The 19,295-nt window shown below is 55.1% G+C and carries 15 protein-coding genes; 2 read left to right on the forward strand and 13 right to left on the reverse strand.

From position 1 onward, the window contains the following. Positions 1-70: 70 nt before the first annotated feature. From murF to SQ11_RS06685, 8 genes are all read right to left on the reverse strand, one after another. Positions 71-1,447, reverse strand: a complete 1,377-nt coding sequence (murF, locus tag SQ11_RS06650; RefSeq protein WP_041513364.1) for a UDP-N-acetylmuramoyl-tripeptide--D-alanyl-D-alanine ligase — start codon at positions 1,445-1,447, stop codon at positions 71-73. Beyond that, complete coding sequence (locus SQ11_RS06655; protein WP_041513365.1) at positions 1,444-3,021, reverse strand: UDP-N-acetylmuramoyl-L-alanyl-D-glutamate--2,6-diaminopimelate ligase; 1,578 nt, start codon at positions 3,019-3,021, stop codon at positions 1,444-1,446. Before SQ11_RS06655 ends, murF begins: the two co-directional genes overlap by 4 nt. Then, a complete protein-coding gene (locus SQ11_RS06660) occupies positions 3,018-4,754 on the reverse strand; it encodes a penicillin-binding protein 2 (protein ID WP_041513366.1) in 1,737 nt (578 codons plus the stop codon). The genes SQ11_RS06655 and SQ11_RS06660 overlap by 4 nt, the downstream gene beginning before the upstream one ends. Further along, positions 4,751-5,062 (reverse strand): cell division protein FtsL, encoded by a 312-nt coding sequence (gene ftsL, locus SQ11_RS06665; protein ID WP_041513367.1) that lies wholly within the window; start codon positions 5,060-5,062, stop codon positions 4,751-4,753. Before ftsL ends, SQ11_RS06660 begins: the two co-directional genes overlap by 4 nt. Before the next feature lie 44 nt (positions 5,063-5,106). Then, the gene (rsmH, locus tag SQ11_RS06670) at positions 5,107-6,045 is read right to left on the reverse strand and encodes a 16S rRNA (cytosine(1402)-N(4))-methyltransferase RsmH (protein WP_041513475.1); all 939 of its coding nucleotides are present in this window, start codon (positions 6,043-6,045) and stop codon (positions 5,107-5,109) included. A gap of 16 nt (positions 6,046-6,061) precedes the next feature. Further along, positions 6,062-6,505 (reverse strand): division/cell wall cluster transcriptional repressor MraZ, encoded by a 444-nt coding sequence (gene mraZ / locus SQ11_RS06675; RefSeq protein WP_041513368.1) that lies wholly within the window; start codon positions 6,503-6,505, stop codon positions 6,062-6,064. A 366-nt stretch (positions 6,506-6,871) separates the two neighbouring features. Next, entirely contained in the window at positions 6,872-9,163 is a 2,292-nt protein-coding gene (locus SQ11_RS06680) for a bifunctional (p)ppGpp synthetase/guanosine-3',5'-bis(diphosphate) 3'-pyrophosphohydrolase (RefSeq protein WP_041513369.1), read from the reverse strand. Beyond that, positions 9,160-11,574 (reverse strand): ComEC/Rec2 family competence protein, encoded by a 2,415-nt coding sequence (locus SQ11_RS06685; protein ID WP_041513370.1) that lies wholly within the window; start codon positions 11,572-11,574, stop codon positions 9,160-9,162. The genes SQ11_RS06680 and SQ11_RS06685 overlap by 4 nt, the downstream gene beginning before the upstream one ends. A 270-nt stretch (positions 11,575-11,844) precedes the next feature. Between SQ11_RS06685 and SQ11_RS06690 the strand changes: the two genes are divergently transcribed. Continuing rightward, on the forward strand, positions 11,845-12,339 hold the full coding sequence (locus SQ11_RS06690) for a DUF2062 domain-containing protein (protein WP_232297917.1): 495 nt from the start codon (positions 11,845-11,847) through the stop codon (positions 12,337-12,339). An 84-nt stretch (positions 12,340-12,423) separates the two neighbouring features. Here SQ11_RS06690 and lolD read toward each other — a convergent pair whose 3' ends face one another. From lolD to SQ11_RS06715, 5 genes are all read right to left on the reverse strand, one after another. Next, the gene (gene lolD / locus SQ11_RS06695; protein WP_041513371.1) at positions 12,424-13,101 is read right to left on the reverse strand and encodes a lipoprotein-releasing ABC transporter ATP-binding protein LolD; all 678 of its coding nucleotides are present in this window, start codon (positions 13,099-13,101) and stop codon (positions 12,424-12,426) included. After that, positions 13,094-14,341: a lipoprotein-releasing ABC transporter permease subunit gene (locus tag SQ11_RS06700; RefSeq protein ID WP_041513372.1), complete on the reverse strand. Its 1,248-nt coding sequence runs from the start codon at positions 14,339-14,341 to the stop codon at positions 13,094-13,096. The genes lolD and SQ11_RS06700 overlap by 8 nt, the downstream gene beginning before the upstream one ends. A gap of 152 nt (positions 14,342-14,493) precedes the next feature. Beyond that, positions 14,494-16,665 (reverse strand): TonB-dependent receptor, encoded by a 2,172-nt coding sequence (locus SQ11_RS06705; protein WP_084226763.1) that lies wholly within the window; start codon positions 16,663-16,665, stop codon positions 14,494-14,496. A gap of 168 nt (positions 16,666-16,833) precedes the next feature. Further along, positions 16,834-17,226, reverse strand: a complete 393-nt coding sequence (locus tag SQ11_RS16380; protein WP_052494036.1) for a hypothetical protein — start codon at positions 17,224-17,226, stop codon at positions 16,834-16,836. Then, positions 17,223-17,645 carry a Fur family transcriptional regulator gene (locus SQ11_RS06715; RefSeq protein WP_041513373.1) on the reverse strand — a complete coding sequence of 141 codons (423 nt, stop codon included), beginning with the start codon at positions 17,643-17,645 and terminating at the stop codon, positions 17,223-17,225. The genes SQ11_RS16380 and SQ11_RS06715 overlap by 4 nt, the downstream gene beginning before the upstream one ends. A 274-nt stretch (positions 17,646-17,919) precedes the next feature. On the opposite strand from SQ11_RS06715, the gene SQ11_RS06720 reads away from it, so the two are divergent. After that, on the forward strand, positions 17,920-19,269 hold the full coding sequence (locus SQ11_RS06720) for a hypothetical protein (protein ID WP_041513374.1): 1,350 nt from the start codon (positions 17,920-17,922) through the stop codon (positions 19,267-19,269). The last annotated feature ends 26 nt before the right edge of the window (positions 19,270-19,295 follow it).

The raw sequence follows: 19,295 nt of genomic DNA on the forward strand, positions 1-19,295 counted from the left end.
CTTTCGGAACTTGCAGGCTGGCAAATCGGATCAGCTTATTCATGACTCCCACATGATTGAAATTCGTAATTCATAATTCGAACTGCTTGACCACCCGCTCCATTTGCATAAAGCGCGATCCCTTTATCAGAAACGTCACATCGGCTGCCAGTTGGCTCTTTACCTCCGCCAGCAGTTGCTCGATCTTTTCGAAATGCCTTGCCCCGGGGCCGAATTTCGCTACCGTATAGGCGCTCAGTTCACCCAGCGCAAATAATCCGTCGATTCCTGCACGACGCGCCTCCTCACCGATGCGCTCGTGAAAGTCTCTGGCGTTTTCCCCTAGCTCGCCCATATCGCCAAGCACCAGGATTTTCTTGCCCGGCGCTTTTGCCAGCACAGCCAGCGCGGCTCGCACCGATTCGGGGTTGGCGTTATAGCTGTCGTCTATCAACGTCGCATCATGCAAGCCGTGTTTTTTCTGCAAACGCCCTTTTACTCCACGGAACCCGCCGAGCCCCGATGCGATCGCTTTGGGATCAATTCCCATGGCCACCGCCACCGCCGCAGCCGCCAGCGCATTGCGCACATTGTGTTCACCTGGCACTTGCAATTCCACTTCTTCGACTCCGTCAGGCAGAATCAACGTCATACCGCTACCAAGAAAATCCAGCCGATAGCGGGCCCTCACCTTGGGTCCCCCGTCAAGACCAAAATCCACCACTTTTCTTCTACCGGCGAGTTTTCGCCATAACGGAGCATTCGGGTCATCGGCGTTGATAACGGCTATGCCGTGTTGATCGAGTCCCGAAAATATCTCACCCTTGGCGCGAGCAACCGCTTCCACCGAACCCAGCCCTTCGACATGCGCCGCCCCCGCGTTCGTTATCAACGCCACGCTGGGCTTTGTCAGCCGGGTCAAATACGCAATTTCTCCCGCATGATTCATGCCCATTTCGATCACCGCATAAACATGATGTTCGCGCAATCGCAACAACATCAGCGGCACGCCGATATCGTTATTAAGATTGCCTTCCGTCGCCAATACCTTGTCAGGATTATCCACCCCGTCCGCCGCCCGCACTGCTCGTCGCAATATGGATGCGATCATCTCTTTTGCCGTGGTCTTGCCATTACTGCCGGTTACCGCAACCACCGGAATGCTGAAACCGTTACGCCAGTGCGCGGCCAGTTGCCCCAATCCCTGACGGGTATCCTTCACCAGGATGAGCGGAATTCCTGTTTCCTGGCTTTCAGCCGCTGATTCCAAACAAACCATCGCTGCGGCAGCACCCTTTTTCTTCACTTCGGCTATAAAATCATGGCCATCGAATTTCTCGCCTATCAAAGCGACAAACAGATCGCCGTGCCCCACTGTACGGCTATCGGTACTAACGGCGGTGAAACGCACATCTTGACCGCGCCACTCTCCATGCAGCGCCCGGGCTGCTTCCCGCACCGTCATCATGTTTGCATGGGTAGCTTGGACAGATCCCGCAGTACTTGTCTCGCCACCTCGGCATCGTTGAACGGAAACCTTTCTCCATCTATTTCCTGATAGGTTTCATGCCCTTTTCCAGCGATCAATACTGCATCGCCCTTTTGCGCACCTTGAATCGCTTGGTGAATGGCTGTCCTCCGGTCTTGCTCGATACGATGATTGGCGCTTGCACCGGCTACGATCTGGCGGATGATCACATGGGGATCCTCCTTCCGCGGATTGTCGCTGGTGATAATGACTTCGTCGGCAAGGCGCGTCGCCACAGCACCCATTAAGGGGCGCTTGCCGCGGTCACGCTCACCTCCACAGCCAAACACGCAGATCAATTTTGCATTTGATTCTCTGTTTGTTCCGGAACGGGCACGAAGCATTTCGCGCAGTGTTGCCAGCACCTTTTCCAGGGCATCCGGCGTGTGGGCATAATCCACCACTACAAGCGGTTGATCGCCGCCCCCCATTTGCTCCATTCGTCCGGCTACAGGCCGGGCTTGCCGCAAGACGCGCACCGCTTCAGCCAGTTTGATGCCGCTGGCCAGCAACGCGGCCAGCACTCCTAACAAATTTGAAGCATTGAAGCTTCCCACTATGCTCGTTTCAAATCTCGAATACTCGGTTTCAGACCCGCTTTCAAACTCAATATCAAACTCCAATCCTTGCGGGCTTACTTTTAGATTCCGGCCCCGTACCACCCAGAATCTTTCCGACCCCCGACCCCGCAGTGCCGGCTCGGCAAATCCATACCCGATTACCTTTGTCTCCGTGCCGGAAAGCTGTTGCGACCATTCAACACCATACGCATCATCCAGATTGAGTACGGCGTATCTGAGTCCGGGCCAATGGAACAGTCTCGCCTTGGCAGCGGCATATGTTTCCATGCTGCCGTGATAATCCAGATGGTCTCGCGAGAGATTGGTGAACACCGCGATTGCGAATGTCGATCCGCTAATGCGCCCTTGCGCTATCCCATGCGACGATACTTCCATTGCCACGCATTGTGCGCCGTGCAGCAAATAATCCGCCATCTTCCGGTGCAATAGAACCGCATCCGGCGTGGTGTTGGCGGTTAATTCGAGCTCACCCGGAAAACCGGCTCCCAACGTGCCGATGATTGCCGCTTTTTTTCCCAGAGCGGTCATGGCCTGAGCAATCCAATGGCTGCAAGAGGTCTTGCCATTCGTTCCGGTAATACCGATGAGCCATAGCTTTTGCGAGGGGTGACCATAAATGTGGTCGGCAATGGCGCCCGCCCGGGCACGCAACCCGGCTATGGGTAAATTGGGCACCCGCCATGCGGGATCCCATGCGAAACCCCGGCGTTCCCATAGCACCGCATTCGCCCCCGCCGCTATCGCTTGAGGAATGAACTTGCGAGCATCCGACTGTTCTCCGGTATATGCCAGGAAAGTATCTCCCGGCTTCACCATGCGGCTGTCCGTAACCAGGCTGCCGATCCTGACACCCAGATCTTCAAGGGCATGAAAATCAAAGCACACCTTTGAGGCCATGGATTTCGGATCTTCGAATCTGGATTCCGGTTTCATACATCACTCTTCAATTCTGGCACCGCCTTGAATGACATGACGTTATTGGCGGGTGCATCATACGGGACGTTACGCATGCGCAACGCGCCCGCCATGACCTGGCTGAACACCGGCGCCGCCACCGCGCCACCAAAATATTGGCCTGCGGAGGGCTCATCCAGCATCACCGCAATGACAAAGCGCGGACTGGAAGCCGGCGCATAACCGACAAATGTGGACAGATAACGGTTTTTTGCGTAGCCGTTGCCCTCCAGCTTATGTGCAGTGCCGGTTTTGCCAGCAACCCGGTAACCACTCACCTGGGCTCTCGGCGCAGTGCCTCCCGGTTGCGCCACCATCTCCAGCATCTTGCTCACAGCGAGCGCAGTGTCGCGCGATATCACTTGCTTGCCTGCCGCGGGTGCATCAAGCTTCAATAGCGACACGGATTTCAACTCGCCCTCGGCGGAGAACAAGGTGTAGGCACGCGCCAGCTGCAGCAGACTCACCGCAATGCCGTGGCCATAGGACATCGTGGCCTGTTCGATGGGGCGCCAGGTACGATATGGGCGAAGCCTGCCAGCAACTTCTCCGGGAAATCCTGAACCGGTGGAGACGCCAAACCCAGAGTCGCTCAGCATCTCCCACAACGTTTGCGGCGGCAATGACAAGGCAATCTTTGCGGAACCGACGTTGCTGGATTTCTGGATCACTTGCGCAACCGTCAACGAGTCTTCTTTATGCGCATCGCGTATCGTCGCCCTGCCTATGGTAAACGTCCCGGGCGCGGTTTCGAATACCGTATCGGGTTTCACTCCTCCAGCCTCCAACGCTGCCGCTATGGTAAAGGGTTTAAGGGTTGAACCCGGCTCGAATACGTCGGTCAAGGCCCTGTTGCGGGCTCGCGCGCCACTCATCCTCGCCCGGTTATTGGGGTTGTACGCGGGCAGGTTGACAAGCGCCAGCAACTCGCCCGTCTGCGCATCCAGCACCACGATGCCGCCTGCTTTGGCTTTGTTGGCTTCGACCGCCTGCTTCAATTCCCGGTAAGCGAGATACTGAATTTTGCTGTCTATGGACAGGGCGATATTTTGTCCCGACCGGGGAGCCCGGATACTTTCCACGTCTTCGACAATGCGGCCTTTGCGATCCTTGATGACACGGCGGCTTCCAGGTTTGCCCGCGAGTTCGTCCTGCCACGCCAGCTCGATTCCCTCCTGCCCCTTGTCGTCGATATCGGTAAAACCAAGCATGTGAGCCGTCAATTCGCCCGCCGGATAATACCGGCGGTATTCACGTTTAAGAAATACACCCGGCAGGTTGAGTTCGACTACCTTGGCCGCGACTTCCGGTGATAAATGCCGCTTCAGGTATACGAAATCCCGCCGAGCGCCATGGGATGGTTCATTCAGGCGCCTACGAATTTCCTGGGCGTCCATCTCGATCAAGCTTGCCAGTTTTTTTAACTGCTCCGGTGTTGCATTCATATCCTGCGGACTCGACCATACTGATTCCACCGGTGTACTGATTGCGAGCGGCTCCCCATGCCGGTCTGTGATCATTCCCCGATGCGCGCTCATTTCCAGTACGCGGCTGTACCGTGACTCACCTTTCTGCTGCAAAAAGCCGTGGTGCATCCCCTGCAAATAGGCCGCGCGCGCCACCAATCCCAACAATCCGAGCAACAAACAAGCGACCAGTAAGCGTGAGCGCCCGGCTGGCAAGATAATGCGTGTTGCGTGACGTGGCGTCATGGCTTTACCGCCTCCACAGCGATAGAATTGCCGGCATCAGCCGCATTCATCAGTGAAACGACCTGAACGCGCGATGCATCGGGCACTTGCATATGTAGTTGTCCCGTAGCGATTTTTTCAATGCGGGTATGCATCGCCCATGTGCTCTGTTCGAGCTGCAATTGCCCCCATTCCACCGCCAGCCGCCCCGCCTGCTCCTGCTCTCTCTCCAACTCCACAAAAAGCTTGCGCGCCTTGTGCTGTGAAGTCACAACACTCAGCGCGCAGGCGATGAGGATTAAAATCAATAGCATATTTATCCTGATCACGTCAGTCTCTCATTAGCCGTGAACGCCACGATAGCGACCTTGCACTACGTTGTATTGACTCGTTCCGCCACCCGCATTACCGCGCTTCTGGCCCTGGGGTTAACCGCCAGCTCGTTTGCGCCCGGACGTGTCGCCCTGCCTATCAGACGCAATTTGTGATGGCCCAGAAGCCGTACCTCTTTTTCCCGCAAAGGCAATCTGCGCGGTAACATGTCGGCATTTGCCGACTCGCGCATAAAACGTTTCACTAACCGGTCTTCCAATGAATGAAAACTGATGACCACGAGCCGGCCCCCGGAATTCAGTATTTCCACGCATTGCGGCAGGGCCAGCGACAACTTGTCGAGTTCCTGATTGAGATAAATCCGTATAGCCTGGAAAGTGCGCGTCGCCGGATTCTGCTTTTCCCGGGTACGCTCGCGCGAACGCACGGCCGCCGCCACAATCGCGGCAAGCTGAAGGGTGGTAACGACGGGCTGTCGCGCTCTTGCCGCAACAATCGCTCTTGCAATCTGTTTAGCAAACCGTTCTTCGCCATAGCTTCTTATCACCTCTTCCAAATGTGCTTCTGAAGTGCCAGCCAGCCATTCCGCAGCTGTCTGTCCCTGGCTGGTATCCATGCGCATATCAAGCGGGCCATCCTGGCGAAAGCTGAATCCGCGCAGCGGCTCTTCAAGTTGCGGCGACGATACGCCCAAGTCCAGCAGCACCCCATCCACCCGCTCCACACCCAATTGCCGCAACACCTGCCTGATTTCCGAGAAACTATTATGAATCAAGCAAAAACGAGGATCACCAATGGTTCGTCCTGTGGCCAGCGCGGCCGGATCTCTATCAAACGCAATCAGCCTGCCTCCCTTTTCCAACCGCTCCAATATCATCCGGCTGTGACCGCCGCGCCCGAAGGTGCCATCCACGTAGATTCCGTCTGGCTTGATAGCCAGCGCGTCCACCGCTTCATGCGGCAAGACCGTGACATGCATGGACGTATCAACCACATCACAGCGAAAAACCATTAAGCTCCGCCGGGATACCGTCTTTGAAAGCGAGCGCATTATCCATTTGCAAATTCCATTTCTCGTCATCCCACAATTCGAATTTCGCACCCTGTCCCACCAGCACCACATCTTTGCTAAGGCCAGCAAACTGACGCAAGAGAGGCGGCACCAATATACGGCCGGCGCCATCCATTTCCACATCGCTGGCGTTACCAACGAGAAGACGTTGCAGACTACGGATTTGTGGATTAAAGCTGGAAAGACTATTGAGCTTCTGCTCCAGGGGCTCCCATACGGGGTACGGATAAACCAGCAAACACCGGGAGGGATCAGCGGTTACCACCAGACGACCGGCGCAAAGAGACATAAGTCCCTCACGGTATTTCGCGGGCACCGCGAGTCTACCCTTGTTGTCCAGACTGATAGGTGTGCCGCCGCGAAACATCTTGTTCCCTTATTTTTGGGGGGAAATAAGTCTTATAATTTCCCCACTTTCTCCCACTTCTGCCCACTGTAATTAAAAACAATGGTGAAGTCAAGGGAATACAGGAGTTTTTTGTTATGTGACAATGACTTAAATTAAAAATCGATGGAAACTCATCATTTAACAAATAAGTTATGTAAATAAATGAGATATATAAAAATATTAATGTAATTTATCTAAAAACGCCGCATGACGCAGCTGTTACCTGAAAAAAGTATAAGGATCTGTTGACTTGAAGAGGAAAGCGGCAATCTCATGCATTGCCTTAGGCAGGAACAGCTAGATCTCTCAATATTGGGGTCTATTAAAAAAACCCATAGGTGATCATCACTTTCTCGACGCCGACATCACGCCGGGTACGCCTTGTATCAGCCCAAGTACGCGGCGCAACTGCGCCAGGCCAGTAATTTTAAGCGTGAATTGCATGGTGGCAGTAACGCCCCGGCTTTGAGTATGCGTGGCGATTACATTGATTTTTTCACGCAAAAGAATAGTGGAGATGTCGCTGAGCAACCCTTGCCTGTCCAGCGCCTCGATCTCGACATCGACCGGATAACTTGCTTCCCCCTTCGATGCATCCCAATCCGCGGCTACCAGACGCTCCGCGCTTTCCGCGGATAACCGTGACAGGCTGGCGCACCCATGACGGTGTATCGTGATGCCACGCCCACGCGTGACAAAACCGACGATCGGATCGGGTGGCGCCGGTTTGCAGCACTTTGCCAACGTCGTGAGCAACTTGTCCACGCCGACGATGAGTACACCGCCATCGGATTGCGGAATGGCTTTCCTACCAGCCGGCAACTCCGGCCCGGTCACCGCTATGCCCACTGAGCCAGCTGAACCCGCTGTGACGGCTGGCTCGGCCTTGCCGCTTAAAAATGCGCCCAACTGGTGGCTATTGATGTCGCCCCGGGCGACCGCGGCGAGGAAAGCATCAAGTTTGGCAAACTTGAATCCCCCTGCCAGTTTATCCAGTCCCAGCGCCGTCATGCCGTGGCGCTGCAATTCCTTTTCCACTATCGCCCGGCCTTGTATCAGCGAATCTTCGCGTTGCTGAGTGCTGAACCACTGCCTGACCTTCGATCGCGCACGATGACTGGTGAGATAGCCCAACGCGGGATTGAGCCAATCACGGCTCGGTCCGCCCTGTTTAGCCGAGATGATTTCCACCCGCTGCGCGTTTTGCAGCGGGTAGTCAAGCGGTACCATGAGGCCGTCAACTTTCGCGCCGCGGCAATGGTGACCGAGATCAGTGTGCACATGGTAGGCAAAATCCACCGGTGTAGATCCCTTGGGCAAGGAAATCACTCTCCCCTGCGGGGTCAACACATAAACCGAGTCCTGGAATAGCGCGGTCTTGAAGTGCTCCGCCAGCTCCCCGGCATCCTCCACGTCATTTTTCCATTCCAGGATCTGCCTCAACCAGGCGATTTTCTCCTCATACCTGGCGTCGCGTCTCGCACCTTCCTTATAGCGCCAGTGCGCGGCGACGCCCATCTCGGAATGACGGTGCATCTCGTACGTGCGTATCTGGATCTCGACCACCTTGTCTTCCGGACCAATGACGGCAGTATGCAATGACCGGTAATCATTACCTTTCGGTCTCGCGATATAGTCATCAAATTCCTTGGGGATCGGCACCCATAAATTATGGACCATCCCCAACGCGGCATAGCAATCCCTCACATCGTTCACAAGAATCCGCACCGCGCGCGCATCATGGATTTCCTTGAAATCCACATCCTTGCGTTTCATTTTTTTGTGGATGCTGTAAATGTGCTTTGGACGCCCGGTAACTTCAGCCTTGATGCCGGCCTGCTGCAACTCGCGCTGCAACTCATCCACCACTCGCCCGATATACTGTTCCCGGTTGACGCGGGTATCTTCGAGCAGTCTCGCAATTTTTCTATAGCGTTCCGGTTCAAGAATCCGGAACGACAAATCTTCCAGCTCCCACTTTATCTGCCAGAGCCCCAGACGATTGGCCAGGGGTGCAAATATATCCAGCGTTTCGTGCGCAATCTCCACCCTTTCCGGAATGCTGTTTGCAGCGATATATCGCATCGTTTGCGTCCGATCCGCCAGAGCGATAATGACCACGCGAATATCTTCCGCCATCGCCAGCAGCATTTTTCGCAATGCCTCGATCTGCGCATTGTGATTTGTACCGCTTCCCTCACCTCTTGCGCCCAGCGTCCGGATGCGGCCCATGCGCACCACCCCCTCCACCAGGTGAGTCACAGCCGGACTGAAGGTTGTTTGCAGCTTTTCCTCGTAATCATCCAGATAACCCGCAGCTGCATGAAGCAAACCTGCCATCAGGGTATCGCTATCGACCCGCAACGATGCAAGAACCGACGCTGCGCCCAGCACATGCCGGGTGACCGGCTCGCCGGTGGACAGATGTTTGCCCGCATACAGCGGCTGGGAAAATTCCAGCGCATGCCGGAGTACTTCGATCTCGCCGGGAGATAATGCGGGTAGCATGGGTAACGCGGATTCAAGCCAGGAAAATCCATCTCGTCCACCCGCAGCGGAGAAAAGCGCTGCGGATGAATGTTCCGGCGAAACTATTGCAGCTGAATCGGGCAACCCATCATTTTGTCTTGATTTCATCGGTATTCAGTATCCTGCCAGTAACGGCGGCGCAACGCACGCGAAGTTTCGACTGCGAGCGTATTATCCGCAAAGCGCAACAGTATTGCCCCATCGTTATCGCTGCGCAGCAATGTGGTTCCCAGCGTCCGATAGCGCTCCATCACTTCTTCCCTGGGATGTCCGAAACGATTGCGATAACCTACGGTGAATACTACCAGCCGGGGATTCACCTGACGCACAAACTCGGTGGTAGATGACGTTTTGCTGCCGTGATGGGGCGCCACCAGCACCGTTGAGGAAAGCGCGTTACCATCGTTTGCGAGTAGCTGATACTCGGATTGTTTTTCGATATCGGCCGGCAGCAGTACACTACCATGGATTGTCGTGATTTTCAGCACACAGCTCAAAGCATTGGTTTTAAGCCTGGGGTTGCTGTAACTTTGTTCGACTGGGTGCAGCATGTCGAAGCGTACTCCATCCCATTGCCACGACTGTCCCGCACGGCACTGGCGTTTATTGGAAGCAGCCAGCTGAATCGGGTGATCGGCATGCAAAGATGAAACCAGCCACTCCACCGGCACCGCCTCCAGCACCGACAATGCCCCGCCACTATGATCGGAATCGGCGTGCGTGACAATCATTGCATCCAGATGCTTGATCCCCTCCCCGCGCAGAAAGGGAACGATGGTGCGGTTGCCGCTATCCGCCTCGGGACTGAAAGCGGGGCCGGTATCGAAGAGCAGCGCATGACCTTCTGTGCGAGCCACCACCGCCAGCCCCTGGCCGACATCCAGCACGGTGAGCCATAATTCTCCCGATGCCGGTTTTGGCGGCAATACCAGAAATATCGGCAGCAGGGCAATGGCTCCCAGCCAGCGAGCGGGAAAACCTGTAGCCAGCCCCGATCCGCCCCTCAAACCCGGTCCTAATCCTCCGGGCAGCAGCATCCAAACAATGCCGGCCATGCCGGCGGCCACTGCCCATGCGGGGGGCGCATGCTGACTCCATACCGCCTGCGGTACATCGCTCATCCATCGCAGCATCTCCATGCAGCCGCTCAGCACCATGTGTGCAGGCAGCAGCATGAAGTCGAGCAGCGGCAGTGTGGCCAGCAACGTCAAAGGAACCACCACCAGGCTCACCAGCGGAACGGCGATGGCATTGGCGATCGGCGAAACCAGCGATATCTGCTGGAACATCGCCAATAGCAACGGTATCAGGCTGAGGGTTATCGCCCACTGCACGCGCGCCCAACCGGTCAACCCGTGCATTCTGCCAATCCTTCCGGCCGTTACGAGCATGATGAACGCCATCGCGCCGAACGACAACCAGAAACCAGGCGAAAGCACCGCCCATGGATCGAGCACCACCACCGCCAGCAATGCCCATGCCAACACCGCTGTCGCGGAAGTGAAACGCCCCAGCCACAAGGCGAGCGCTACCGCCGCAAGCATATAGACCGTGCGCTGCGCCGGCACCGCGAAACCCGCGAGCAGCGCATAGCCGCAAGCCGCCGCCAGCCCCCCAATAATCGCGGCCTTGCGCGCCGGCAACCACAGTGCCAGGCGATGGCTCCTGCGCCATAACCCATATACCAGCGCAAATATCAGACCCGAAACCATCGTCACATGCAGGCCCGAGATACTCATGAGATGGTTTACGCCTGTACGCGTAAATACTTGCCATTGCCCGCCTGGAATCGCGCGCTGGTCGCCCACCGCCAGCGCAATCAGAACCCCGGCATAGGCATGATCCGGCAACGCCCGAATAAAACGCTCACGTATCTCCTGGCGCAGATGCTCGATGCGATAGGCGGGCTCATTAACCATTTCGTCCAGCCGCAAATTATCGTCAGCCTTCCGCACATAACCCGTCGCTCGAATATTGCGCTCCAGCGCCCATTCCTCGAAATCGAAACCATGAGGATTGATACTGCCATGCGGACGCTTGAGCCGCACCGTGATCCGCCAGCGTTCGCCCGCATTCATATGAGGTGGCACGGACCCTGAATCCTCCGCGTACTTGCGGCGCTCCTTATACCAGGCAAGGGAAACGCGTCTGGGCACAATCGCATCTGCCGTTAGCACTTGCTCCACGTCAAAAGCAAAGCGCAAGCCGTTTTCATTGACTTGCGGCAGCTCCGCCACCACCCCCACCAATTGAATATCGCGTCCCTCCCATTCATGCGGGAGCGCATCCGCCAGACGCCACTGGGCAAACGCCGCCGCCCAGAAAAAACCCGCACCCAAGAAAGTCAGAGCAAGCAGAATCTTTGCGGTGATGGACAAAATGGCGACCCGATAACGCCAGAGTAAAATTGCACCCACCGCACCAGGCACGAGGAGCCACGCCCACAGCAGTTCCGGCAACTCGGCCTGCTGTTGCAACAGCCCCACCCCGAAGGCAAATGCGAGAATACAGATTCGCATCAGGGTCTTTGCCGTTTACTGAACGATATGGGCATGAGGGGAGTTATTGGACCAGAGAGCGGAATTCGTTCCGCTAAGCATGTTGACCCACGCTATCAAGAATCGAGACTTTCGAGTGCTTTGGCGTACCCACGGCTGGTTTCTCATGGCCGGTTGACTCCGGTATTATGTTTGCATGTAGCGCCGGTATTTCCGTACACTCTTCCTGTGCTCCGAAAATACTTCAAAAAATATCTGCCCTCTCACGAAACCGTCCGACAGAACCGGTTTGTGGGGCTGTTCGGAGAACAACTGCAACATCACAATCTGTGGCATCTTCATCGCCGGTCGGTAGCGGGTGGCGTGGCGGTTGGACTATTTGCCGGACTGATCCCTGGCAGCAATCCGGTGCAGTTCTTTTTTGCCGCTTTGTTTGCAATCGTTTTCAAAGTAAATCTCCCCGTGGCGGTAGCTACCACACTTTATTCCAATCCTTTCACGATCGTGCCGATCTATATCGTTGCCTACGCCATCGGTGAGTTTGTCATGGGTAACGGCACAGGTAATATGCCCCAAACGGAGTTGCACCTGATGGATAAGAATATCAGCGAATGGATTCCTGCATTGATAGACTGGGTAATGTCGCTGGGCAAGCCGTTGCTGGTGGGAATATTGTTGCTGGCGCTGTTGCTTTCTGTGACTGGGTATTTCGCTGTGCGCGGGGTATGGCGATTCTATACGATTTATGAATGGCGAAAACGGGCAAAACGGCGCTCTGATGTATAAACCTCAATCCCCCGCTGGGCCGATCGTTTCTTCCGCAGGGCAGGCGCCGCATGGAAATTGCGACAAGCCTCAGTGACCCGTACTTTATTCAGCCAATATACCGTCTTCCAGCTGTAATGTCCGCCCGGCCTTTTTGGCCAGTTCCGGATCGTGGGTGACAATGATGAGACTTGCGCCCACGCTGCGGTTGAGTTCGAGCATCAGTTCGAATACGCCTCCCGCCGTGTGCCGGTCGAGATTTCCGGTAGGCTCATCCGCAAGGACGCAAGCAGGCTGAGTCACCAGCGCGCGCGCCACCGCCGCACGCTGCCGTTCCCCGCCCGAAAGTTCTCCGGGAGTGTGCGTGAGACGATGGCCAAGGCCCACCCGCTTCAATAATTCCGCCGCCTGGTCATACGCCTCACCGCTGCTGATGCGCCGGATCAATAGCGGCATGGCGACGTTTTCCAGTGCGCTGAATTCTGGCAGCAAGTGATGAAACTGATAAATGAAACCCAGCGACCTGTTACGCAGCTTGCATCTTTCTTCTTCATTGACGGTTGCTATATTCTGACCCATGATATGAATATCGCCGCCGGTCGGAGCATCCAATCCTCCCAGCACGTGTAGCAGCGTACTTTTACCTGAACCTGAGGCACCGATAATAGCAAGGGTATCACCTGCCACGATATCAAGGTCTATGCCCATAAGCACTGGAACCTCCAGCTTTCCTTGGAAATAACTTTTGCGCAGGTTGCGGCAGGAAATAATGGTTTTATTCATACCGGAGGGCCTCCGCGGGATTGACTCTGGATGCCCGGTAACTGGGATAAATCGTTGCAAGCAGTGTCAGCACGAACGATACTGATGCCACGGCCACAATATCGCTCATTTGCGGATCGGATGGAATGTCGCTAATCAAATAAACATCCGGTGAAAGGAATCGCACGCTGAAGAGACCCTCGATCAGCGCGACCACCGACGACACATTGTATGCCAGCAACATGCCGCTGATTAAGCCGAGAATGGTGCCCAGAACACCGATCATGGTGCCCTGCACGATGAAGATTTTCATGATGCTGCGCGGGCTTGCGCCCAGGGTGCGCAGAATAGCGATATCGGGCTGCTTATCGGTTACCGCCATCACCATGGTCGAAACGATGTTGAAGGCCGCGACGGCGATAATAAGGGCGAGAATCAGAAACAGCATGCGTTTCTCGATCTGTATCGCTCGAAAATAATTGCCATGCTGGCGGCTCCAGTCGCTGATATGAACCTCCGTGGAAATCATGGGTGCAAGATCTCGCGCTACCTGCGGCGCCTCGAAGAGATCATGCAGCTTCAGCCGTACACCCGATACCTGGTCATCGTCCATGCGGTAGAGCTTTTGTGCATCCGACAAGTTGATCAGCACCAGGCTCGAGTCGTAGTCCATGTGTCCTGCCTCGAAGATGCCGGTAATGGTGAACTGTTTGAGGCGCGGTAAAATGCCCGCCGGCGTTACTTGGCCCTGCGGCGAGATCAGTACTATCTTGTCGCCGGTAAATGCTCCCAGGATTCGTGCCAATTCCGAGCCGATAACGATGCCAAATCTCCCCGGGATCAGTTCGTCAAGCCTGCCATCCACCATCATCCGCGCCAGGTCGGCCACTTTATCCTCCCTGGCTGGCTCGATGCCTCTTACCGCGACGCCGCTGACAACCTGGTCGAACGACACCATGCCTTGCGCGCTTACATAAGGCGCGGCGCCCTCCACCAGCGGATGCCTCAGCGCTTCTTCCGCAACCCGGCGCCAGTCCGTCAGCTTGCCGTCTATGCCGCTTATCTGTATATGCGACGCAACACCCAGGATACGCGAGCGCACTTCTTTCTGAAATCCGTTCATTACCGACATCACGGTGATGAGCGCCGTCATGCCAAGGGTGATGCCCAGCAGAGAAATCAGGGAGATGAAGGAAATGAAATGATTGCGGCGCTTGGCACGCGTGTAGCGTAGACCAATGAAGAGTTCGTAGGGAGACACGGATTAACTGCCGGGAATTAGAGAATGCCGAAGTGTGCCACATTCTGCCGGGGCTTAACAGACGGACGGACATCGAAACCTTGCCGAAGCCTTTTTTAAGACATTAAAATGTGTTTCCCGGTAGTCGAACGAATGCGTTTGGCACAATGAGGTTAAAATTCGCCTCTCAACCCAATTATCGCGGCTATTCCAGGCAATGGCGCAAAATTCTTCAGAAAGGAAGTGTGTACGCGCACCTCTTCGTTTAGCAGATTCTTGCCCTGGATAAATATTTTTATGCCGTTTGATTTGGTTTCCTTGATACGATAACTCAGGTCGACATTTACCAACGTGTAGCCTGGTGTATGGGTTTCAAGTTCCGCCACCCGGTTTTGGCGCATCACATGAAATGCATTCACGTTAGCCGCCCAGGAACCCACTTTATGATTGAGTTCCAGCCCGAATCTCGGCGGTGTGATACGCGGGACATTACCCCCCGTATCCAGTTTCCCGCGCACATAGTCGGTAAACAGCCGTAATTCGGTGGCATCAGGCTTCAAGGTGACGATCACTTCGGCTTCGGCGCCAAAGAATTTTGCTCCCGTCTGCGCAAAATTCTGTACCAGGAAGTCGCCACCGGGATCCAGTGTGCCCGTATCATCGACGCGATCCGCCACGCCGTCACCATTGATGTCGGCGCTACGCACGAAGATATAGCTGTCGATCCAGTTATGGAATACATTGATTTTCCATTTTATGAGGCCGGTATTTTTGCGCAATGCAAGATCGATATTATTGGTTGTCTCGCTGCCTAAGGCGTCATCACCCGTCTGAAAGGTGGCGGTGCCGCGGTGTGCGCCTTTTGTGTACAACTCTTCCGTGGATGGCGCGCGCTGCCCTCGGGTTGCTGATAAACCAAGTCCGTAGCCCTCCATGATTTTCCATAAAGTGCCCGCTGAAACATTATAGAGATTGAATGCGCGCGCCGGGTTGGCGTTGTTCTGCGGGTCTTGTGTGGCGCGCTCGATGCGCCCGCCGAGTTCCAGTCGCCAGCGGTCCCAGTTGCGCTCTTCGACCAGGAATATACCGGTGGAACGTGATTTCGTGACCGGGATCACAGCCTCTTCGCCCAGAGCGGAAAAATTGCGATCCTGAAACTGGACCCCGAATACCCCCTTCCAGTTTGCGATGGGTGCATGCAGAAGCTCGGCGCGGCTTTCCAGTCCCTGATTTTTAAATCGCGTGGCGATCTCGCCGGTTCCCTCTATTTCGTTATGCTTGTAATCATTGTAACCTGTACGCACCTTAAGTTTCTCAAAGCCAATGATGGGCTTATCCAGTTCACCTGACAAATCATAACGAGTTTGCTTCAGATCAATCTTCGAACCTTCCGGGCTGGGTATGCCATACTCGCTCTCCAGTCGCGAAACCGATCCGCCAATGAAGCCTTTTTCGCCGACGAAAGATCCGCCTGCAGATACGCCACCGGAGTCTATCGCACTATTCCTGACAACACCTTTCTCGCTGTTCGGGTTGCTCTCATCCGCTCGCCCCGGAATGTGATAATCATCGGTTTTGCGCTTGAAGCCACCCACGCTCCAGGAAGCCCGGCCGCCGATGCTGCCGGTCGCATTGAAAGCACCGGTACGCTCCTCTGTTGCTGTATTGCCACGTAGCTCGATATCGCCTTTGGGTGATTTGAACAGTTGATTGGGAATGCGTCCTGAGACAACATTGACGACGCCACCCGATGCGCCGCTGCCATAAAGCAGCGTTGCCGGACCCCGAAGGATCTCGATCTGGGAGGCATTGAGGGATTCGGCTGTTACCGCATGATCCGGGCTGATGGTCGACAGATCGAGAGTACCGATTCCATTCTCCAGAACTCGAATACGCGGGCCATCCAGACCGCGAATAATCGGACGGCCCGCTGCCGGTCCGAAGGAACTGGACGCCACACCCAGCTCTCGGGAGAGGGTATCGCCCAGACTCGCTTCGCGCTTACGGCGCAGGTCTTCGCCCCGCACCACTGAAACAGGCTGTGCCATATCCAGCTCGCTACGATTCTCGAATGGCGTAGCGGTCACTACGACAGGCGGCAATACACCGGCTTTGCCGATATCCTGCGCGTGCACAGGCAATACGCCGAACGCAAGTATCGGCATAATGATGGCTGATTCGAAAAATCTTTGAGCATGCCCTTCCCGCCTCCGTAGCGCTCCATTCCACAACGCCGCTGTCACGCATCCCGCTAGCCAAATCGGCGACTTGTTCGGAGATTCCCTGAATACTCCGCTCACGCGTTGTGAAAGTGCGCCCGGTACATTACAGCTTGAATCACTCATATCGACTTCTTGAATGGATGGAAAGGCGAGTTTTATGCAACTGAGTTGCATTAAGGCATCGACTCCCGGCACTTGGCTATTTTTGTGGCCGAATACAGCCCGGATCGGGCGATAAGCGTCAAATGACGGATACCGGCCAGGGCCGCTCGATTTTAAGAAACAGAGGGATTACGCTAACGGGGGCGCGCGCGTGAGATACGGGGATGAGAAATCAAGGAGAGTATGTCTGGATTTCAAGAGCGGCGGAAGCTGCCGCATCATCGGGTCCAGAAAGAGGGAAGGCAGGATGAGAGGAATAATGCTGAAAGCCGTTAAAGCCAGGCAGTCCAGACAAATCCGGTCGAGGTCGGAGTCTGGATCGAGTTCGTTCTGCCCGGGATCGTCCGCTTGAACGACGCCGATGATGTCGACGTGCGTAAGCGCGTGCGTCGCCTGAAAGACCGGGACGAACGAAAGCGTCAATATCAGAATCAGGAACAATCCTTTACGCAATATCGTGGAACCGTATCCTCCGATATCGGCATACGGGTACCGTATTTTATGGATCGAATATTCTGTCATGCGCATTCCGCACAAAAACCCTTGACTATCAACTCGACTGCCTGAGACCGGTAACCGGGCGGCAACGGACCGTCATACCTGGCTTTCATATCATCAAGACAGATCACCCTTGTACAGCGGGTACATTTAAAATGCGCATGCTGATGTGAGTGCACGTCGAAATTTGCGCGAAAACGCCATACTCGATCGTCACTCGCCACCCTATGCACAAACCCTCTTTTGTTCAGCCATTCAAGCACGCGATAGAGCGTGACACGATCCAGCCGTTGCTCACGGCTCAGGCGCTCTTCAATTTCATGATGTGTAACAGCCTGTTGCTCCGCCAACAGGGCAGCAAGAATTCGAACTCTGCCAGGAGTCGCCCGCTCACCGGTACGCCGGATCATCGACTCCGCCTGCTCTTGAAAATTGATAAGCATAAAGGGATAGTATTGCAACAAAGTTGCGTTTACTATAACCGGATAACACGGTGGGCGCAATACCGGTTTGCGCTTCCTTCAGGGATTGGAGTTGCTCAGAATCAGACCGCGAACATGGTGCGTCACGTTTTTTGGTAGCCGGTGTGGTCCGTGTTCCTATCATGGGAGGGAGCGGCGGTGATGGGTGGTGTCCCGATCACGACATTTTGCGGCGTAGGCAAATGGAAATGACGGGCTGATACATTCACTCAAGCTTTCATCAAAATGCACTAACATGATTAAATCAATTGATGTCCGGTATTTCCGCTGGTTATTCATGATCGCTGGCGTTCTATCCAATATATCCCCTGCTTTCACCGGCACCACCTACACGGTAGATCCTGGAACCTATCGTGCCAGACTAAAGCAATTAGAGCCAGGCGCTTACGTATGGCTGATGCCGGGAGAATATAGGGACGGCCTGCCTATTCATCAGCTTCATGGCACTGCGCAAACTCCGATCACAATTTCTGGGCCGGATGAAGAACCCCGCGCAGTATTTGTTGCGCGTCCCGGACATAACACGGTCAGTATCGTCAATTCGAGTTATGTCACTATTCGCAATCTGGTTCTTGATGGCCGCAATCTGCGAGTGGATGGGGTGAAATGCGAAGGCCACGCGGACTGGGCACATCACATCACACTTGATGGGCTGCGCATTCGTGGTCACGGCAACAATCAGCAAACTGTTGGTATTTCCACCAAATGCCCGGCTTGGGGCTGGGTGATTCGCAACAATGTAATCGAAGGTGCCGGAACCGGCCTTTACCTCGGTAACTCAGATGGACGCGCACCATTTATCGGGGGCTTGATTGACCGCAATCTGATAATTGATACGCTCGGCTATAACCTGCAGATCAAACATCAACAGCCTCGCCCGGTTTTACCCGGCATACCGGACGAAGATAGCGCAACGATCATCCGTCACAATGTTCTCAGCAAGGTGCGTGGCGGATCCAAGGAAATGGCAAGGCCCAATATGCTGGTCGGGCATTGGCCGCTCACGGGACCGGGAGCAAACGACCGGTATCTCATCTACGGCAATTTCTTTTATCAGAATCTGCATGAAGCATTGTTCCAGGGCGAAGGCAATATCGCGTTGTACAATAATCTGTTTGTGAACCATTTTGGCGATGCCATACGGATCCAGCCGCACAATGACACGGCACGCGCGATAAGCGTTTTCTACAATACCGTGATAGCACGCGGGTCAGGCATAAACTTCGCCCGGCGAGAAAACGATCCGGCGCATCCACAATTCGTGATGGCCAATATCGTATTCGCCGGAATGGCTGTGCAGGGCATTTCCCTAGAGACAAATCTGACAGACAAATTTGACGAAGCGCGGAATTACCTTACCCAGCCATTCGCACCTTTAGGCGAAATGAATTTGATGCCGGTGGCTGCCAAAGTGCGGAAGCGCGCCGGTGACAGCATGCGCTTTGATGCTTACCCCCAAGCCGATCTGGATTTTGATGGAGATTTGCATGGAACAGGTGGAATGGGCGCTTATGCGCTGGGTAAAGACAGACCTCGCTGGCTGCCCGCACTGGAAATTAAGCCGCTATCCGTTACACCCCCATGAGGCTCTCATCTTCCGGCTTTCCTTAA

The sequence above is a fragment of the Nitrosospira sp. NpAV genome (assembly GCF_000832065.1).
In the GTDB taxonomy this organism is placed as follows: Bacteria; Pseudomonadota; Gammaproteobacteria; order Burkholderiales; family Nitrosomonadaceae; genus Nitrosospira.

Coding starts and splice junctions, on each gene's coding strand:
- rsmH (WP_041513475.1), bottom strand. CDS start 6,045: ATGCATGTCACGGTCTTGCCGCATGAAGCGGTGGACGCGCTGGCTATC.
- SQ11_RS06705 (WP_084226763.1), bottom strand. CDS start 16,665: ATGAGTGATTCAAGCTGTAATGTACCGGGCGCACTTTCACAACGCGTG.
- SQ11_RS16380 (WP_052494036.1), bottom strand. CDS start 17,226: ATGACAGAATATTCGATCCATAAAATACGGTACCCGTATGCCGATATC.
- SQ11_RS06655 (WP_041513365.1), bottom strand. CDS start 3,021: ATGAAACCGGAATCCAGATTCGAAGATCCGAAATCCATGGCCTCAAAG.
- SQ11_RS06685 (WP_041513370.1), bottom strand. CDS start 11,574: ATGCGAATCTGTATTCTCGCATTTGCCTTCGGGGTGGGGCTGTTGCAA.
- SQ11_RS06720 (WP_041513374.1), top strand. CDS start 17,920: ATGATTAAATCAATTGATGTCCGGTATTTCCGCTGGTTATTCATGATC.
- SQ11_RS06660 (WP_041513366.1), bottom strand. CDS start 4,754: ATGACGCCACGTCACGCAACACGCATTATCTTGCCAGCCGGGCGCTCA.
- SQ11_RS06715 (WP_041513373.1), bottom strand. CDS start 17,645: ATGCTTATCAATTTTCAAGAGCAGGCGGAGTCGATGATCCGGCGTACC.
- lolD (WP_041513371.1), bottom strand. CDS start 13,101: ATGAATAAAACCATTATTTCCTGCCGCAACCTGCGCAAAAGTTATTTC.
- mraZ (WP_041513368.1), bottom strand. CDS start 6,505: ATGTTTCGCGGCGGCACACCTATCAGTCTGGACAACAAGGGTAGACTC.
- murF (WP_041513364.1), bottom strand. CDS start 1,447: ATGATGACGGTGCGGGAAGCAGCCCGGGCGCTGCATGGAGAGTGGCGC.
- SQ11_RS06680 (WP_041513369.1), bottom strand. CDS start 9,163: ATGAAATCAAGACAAAATGATGGGTTGCCCGATTCAGCTGCAATAGTT.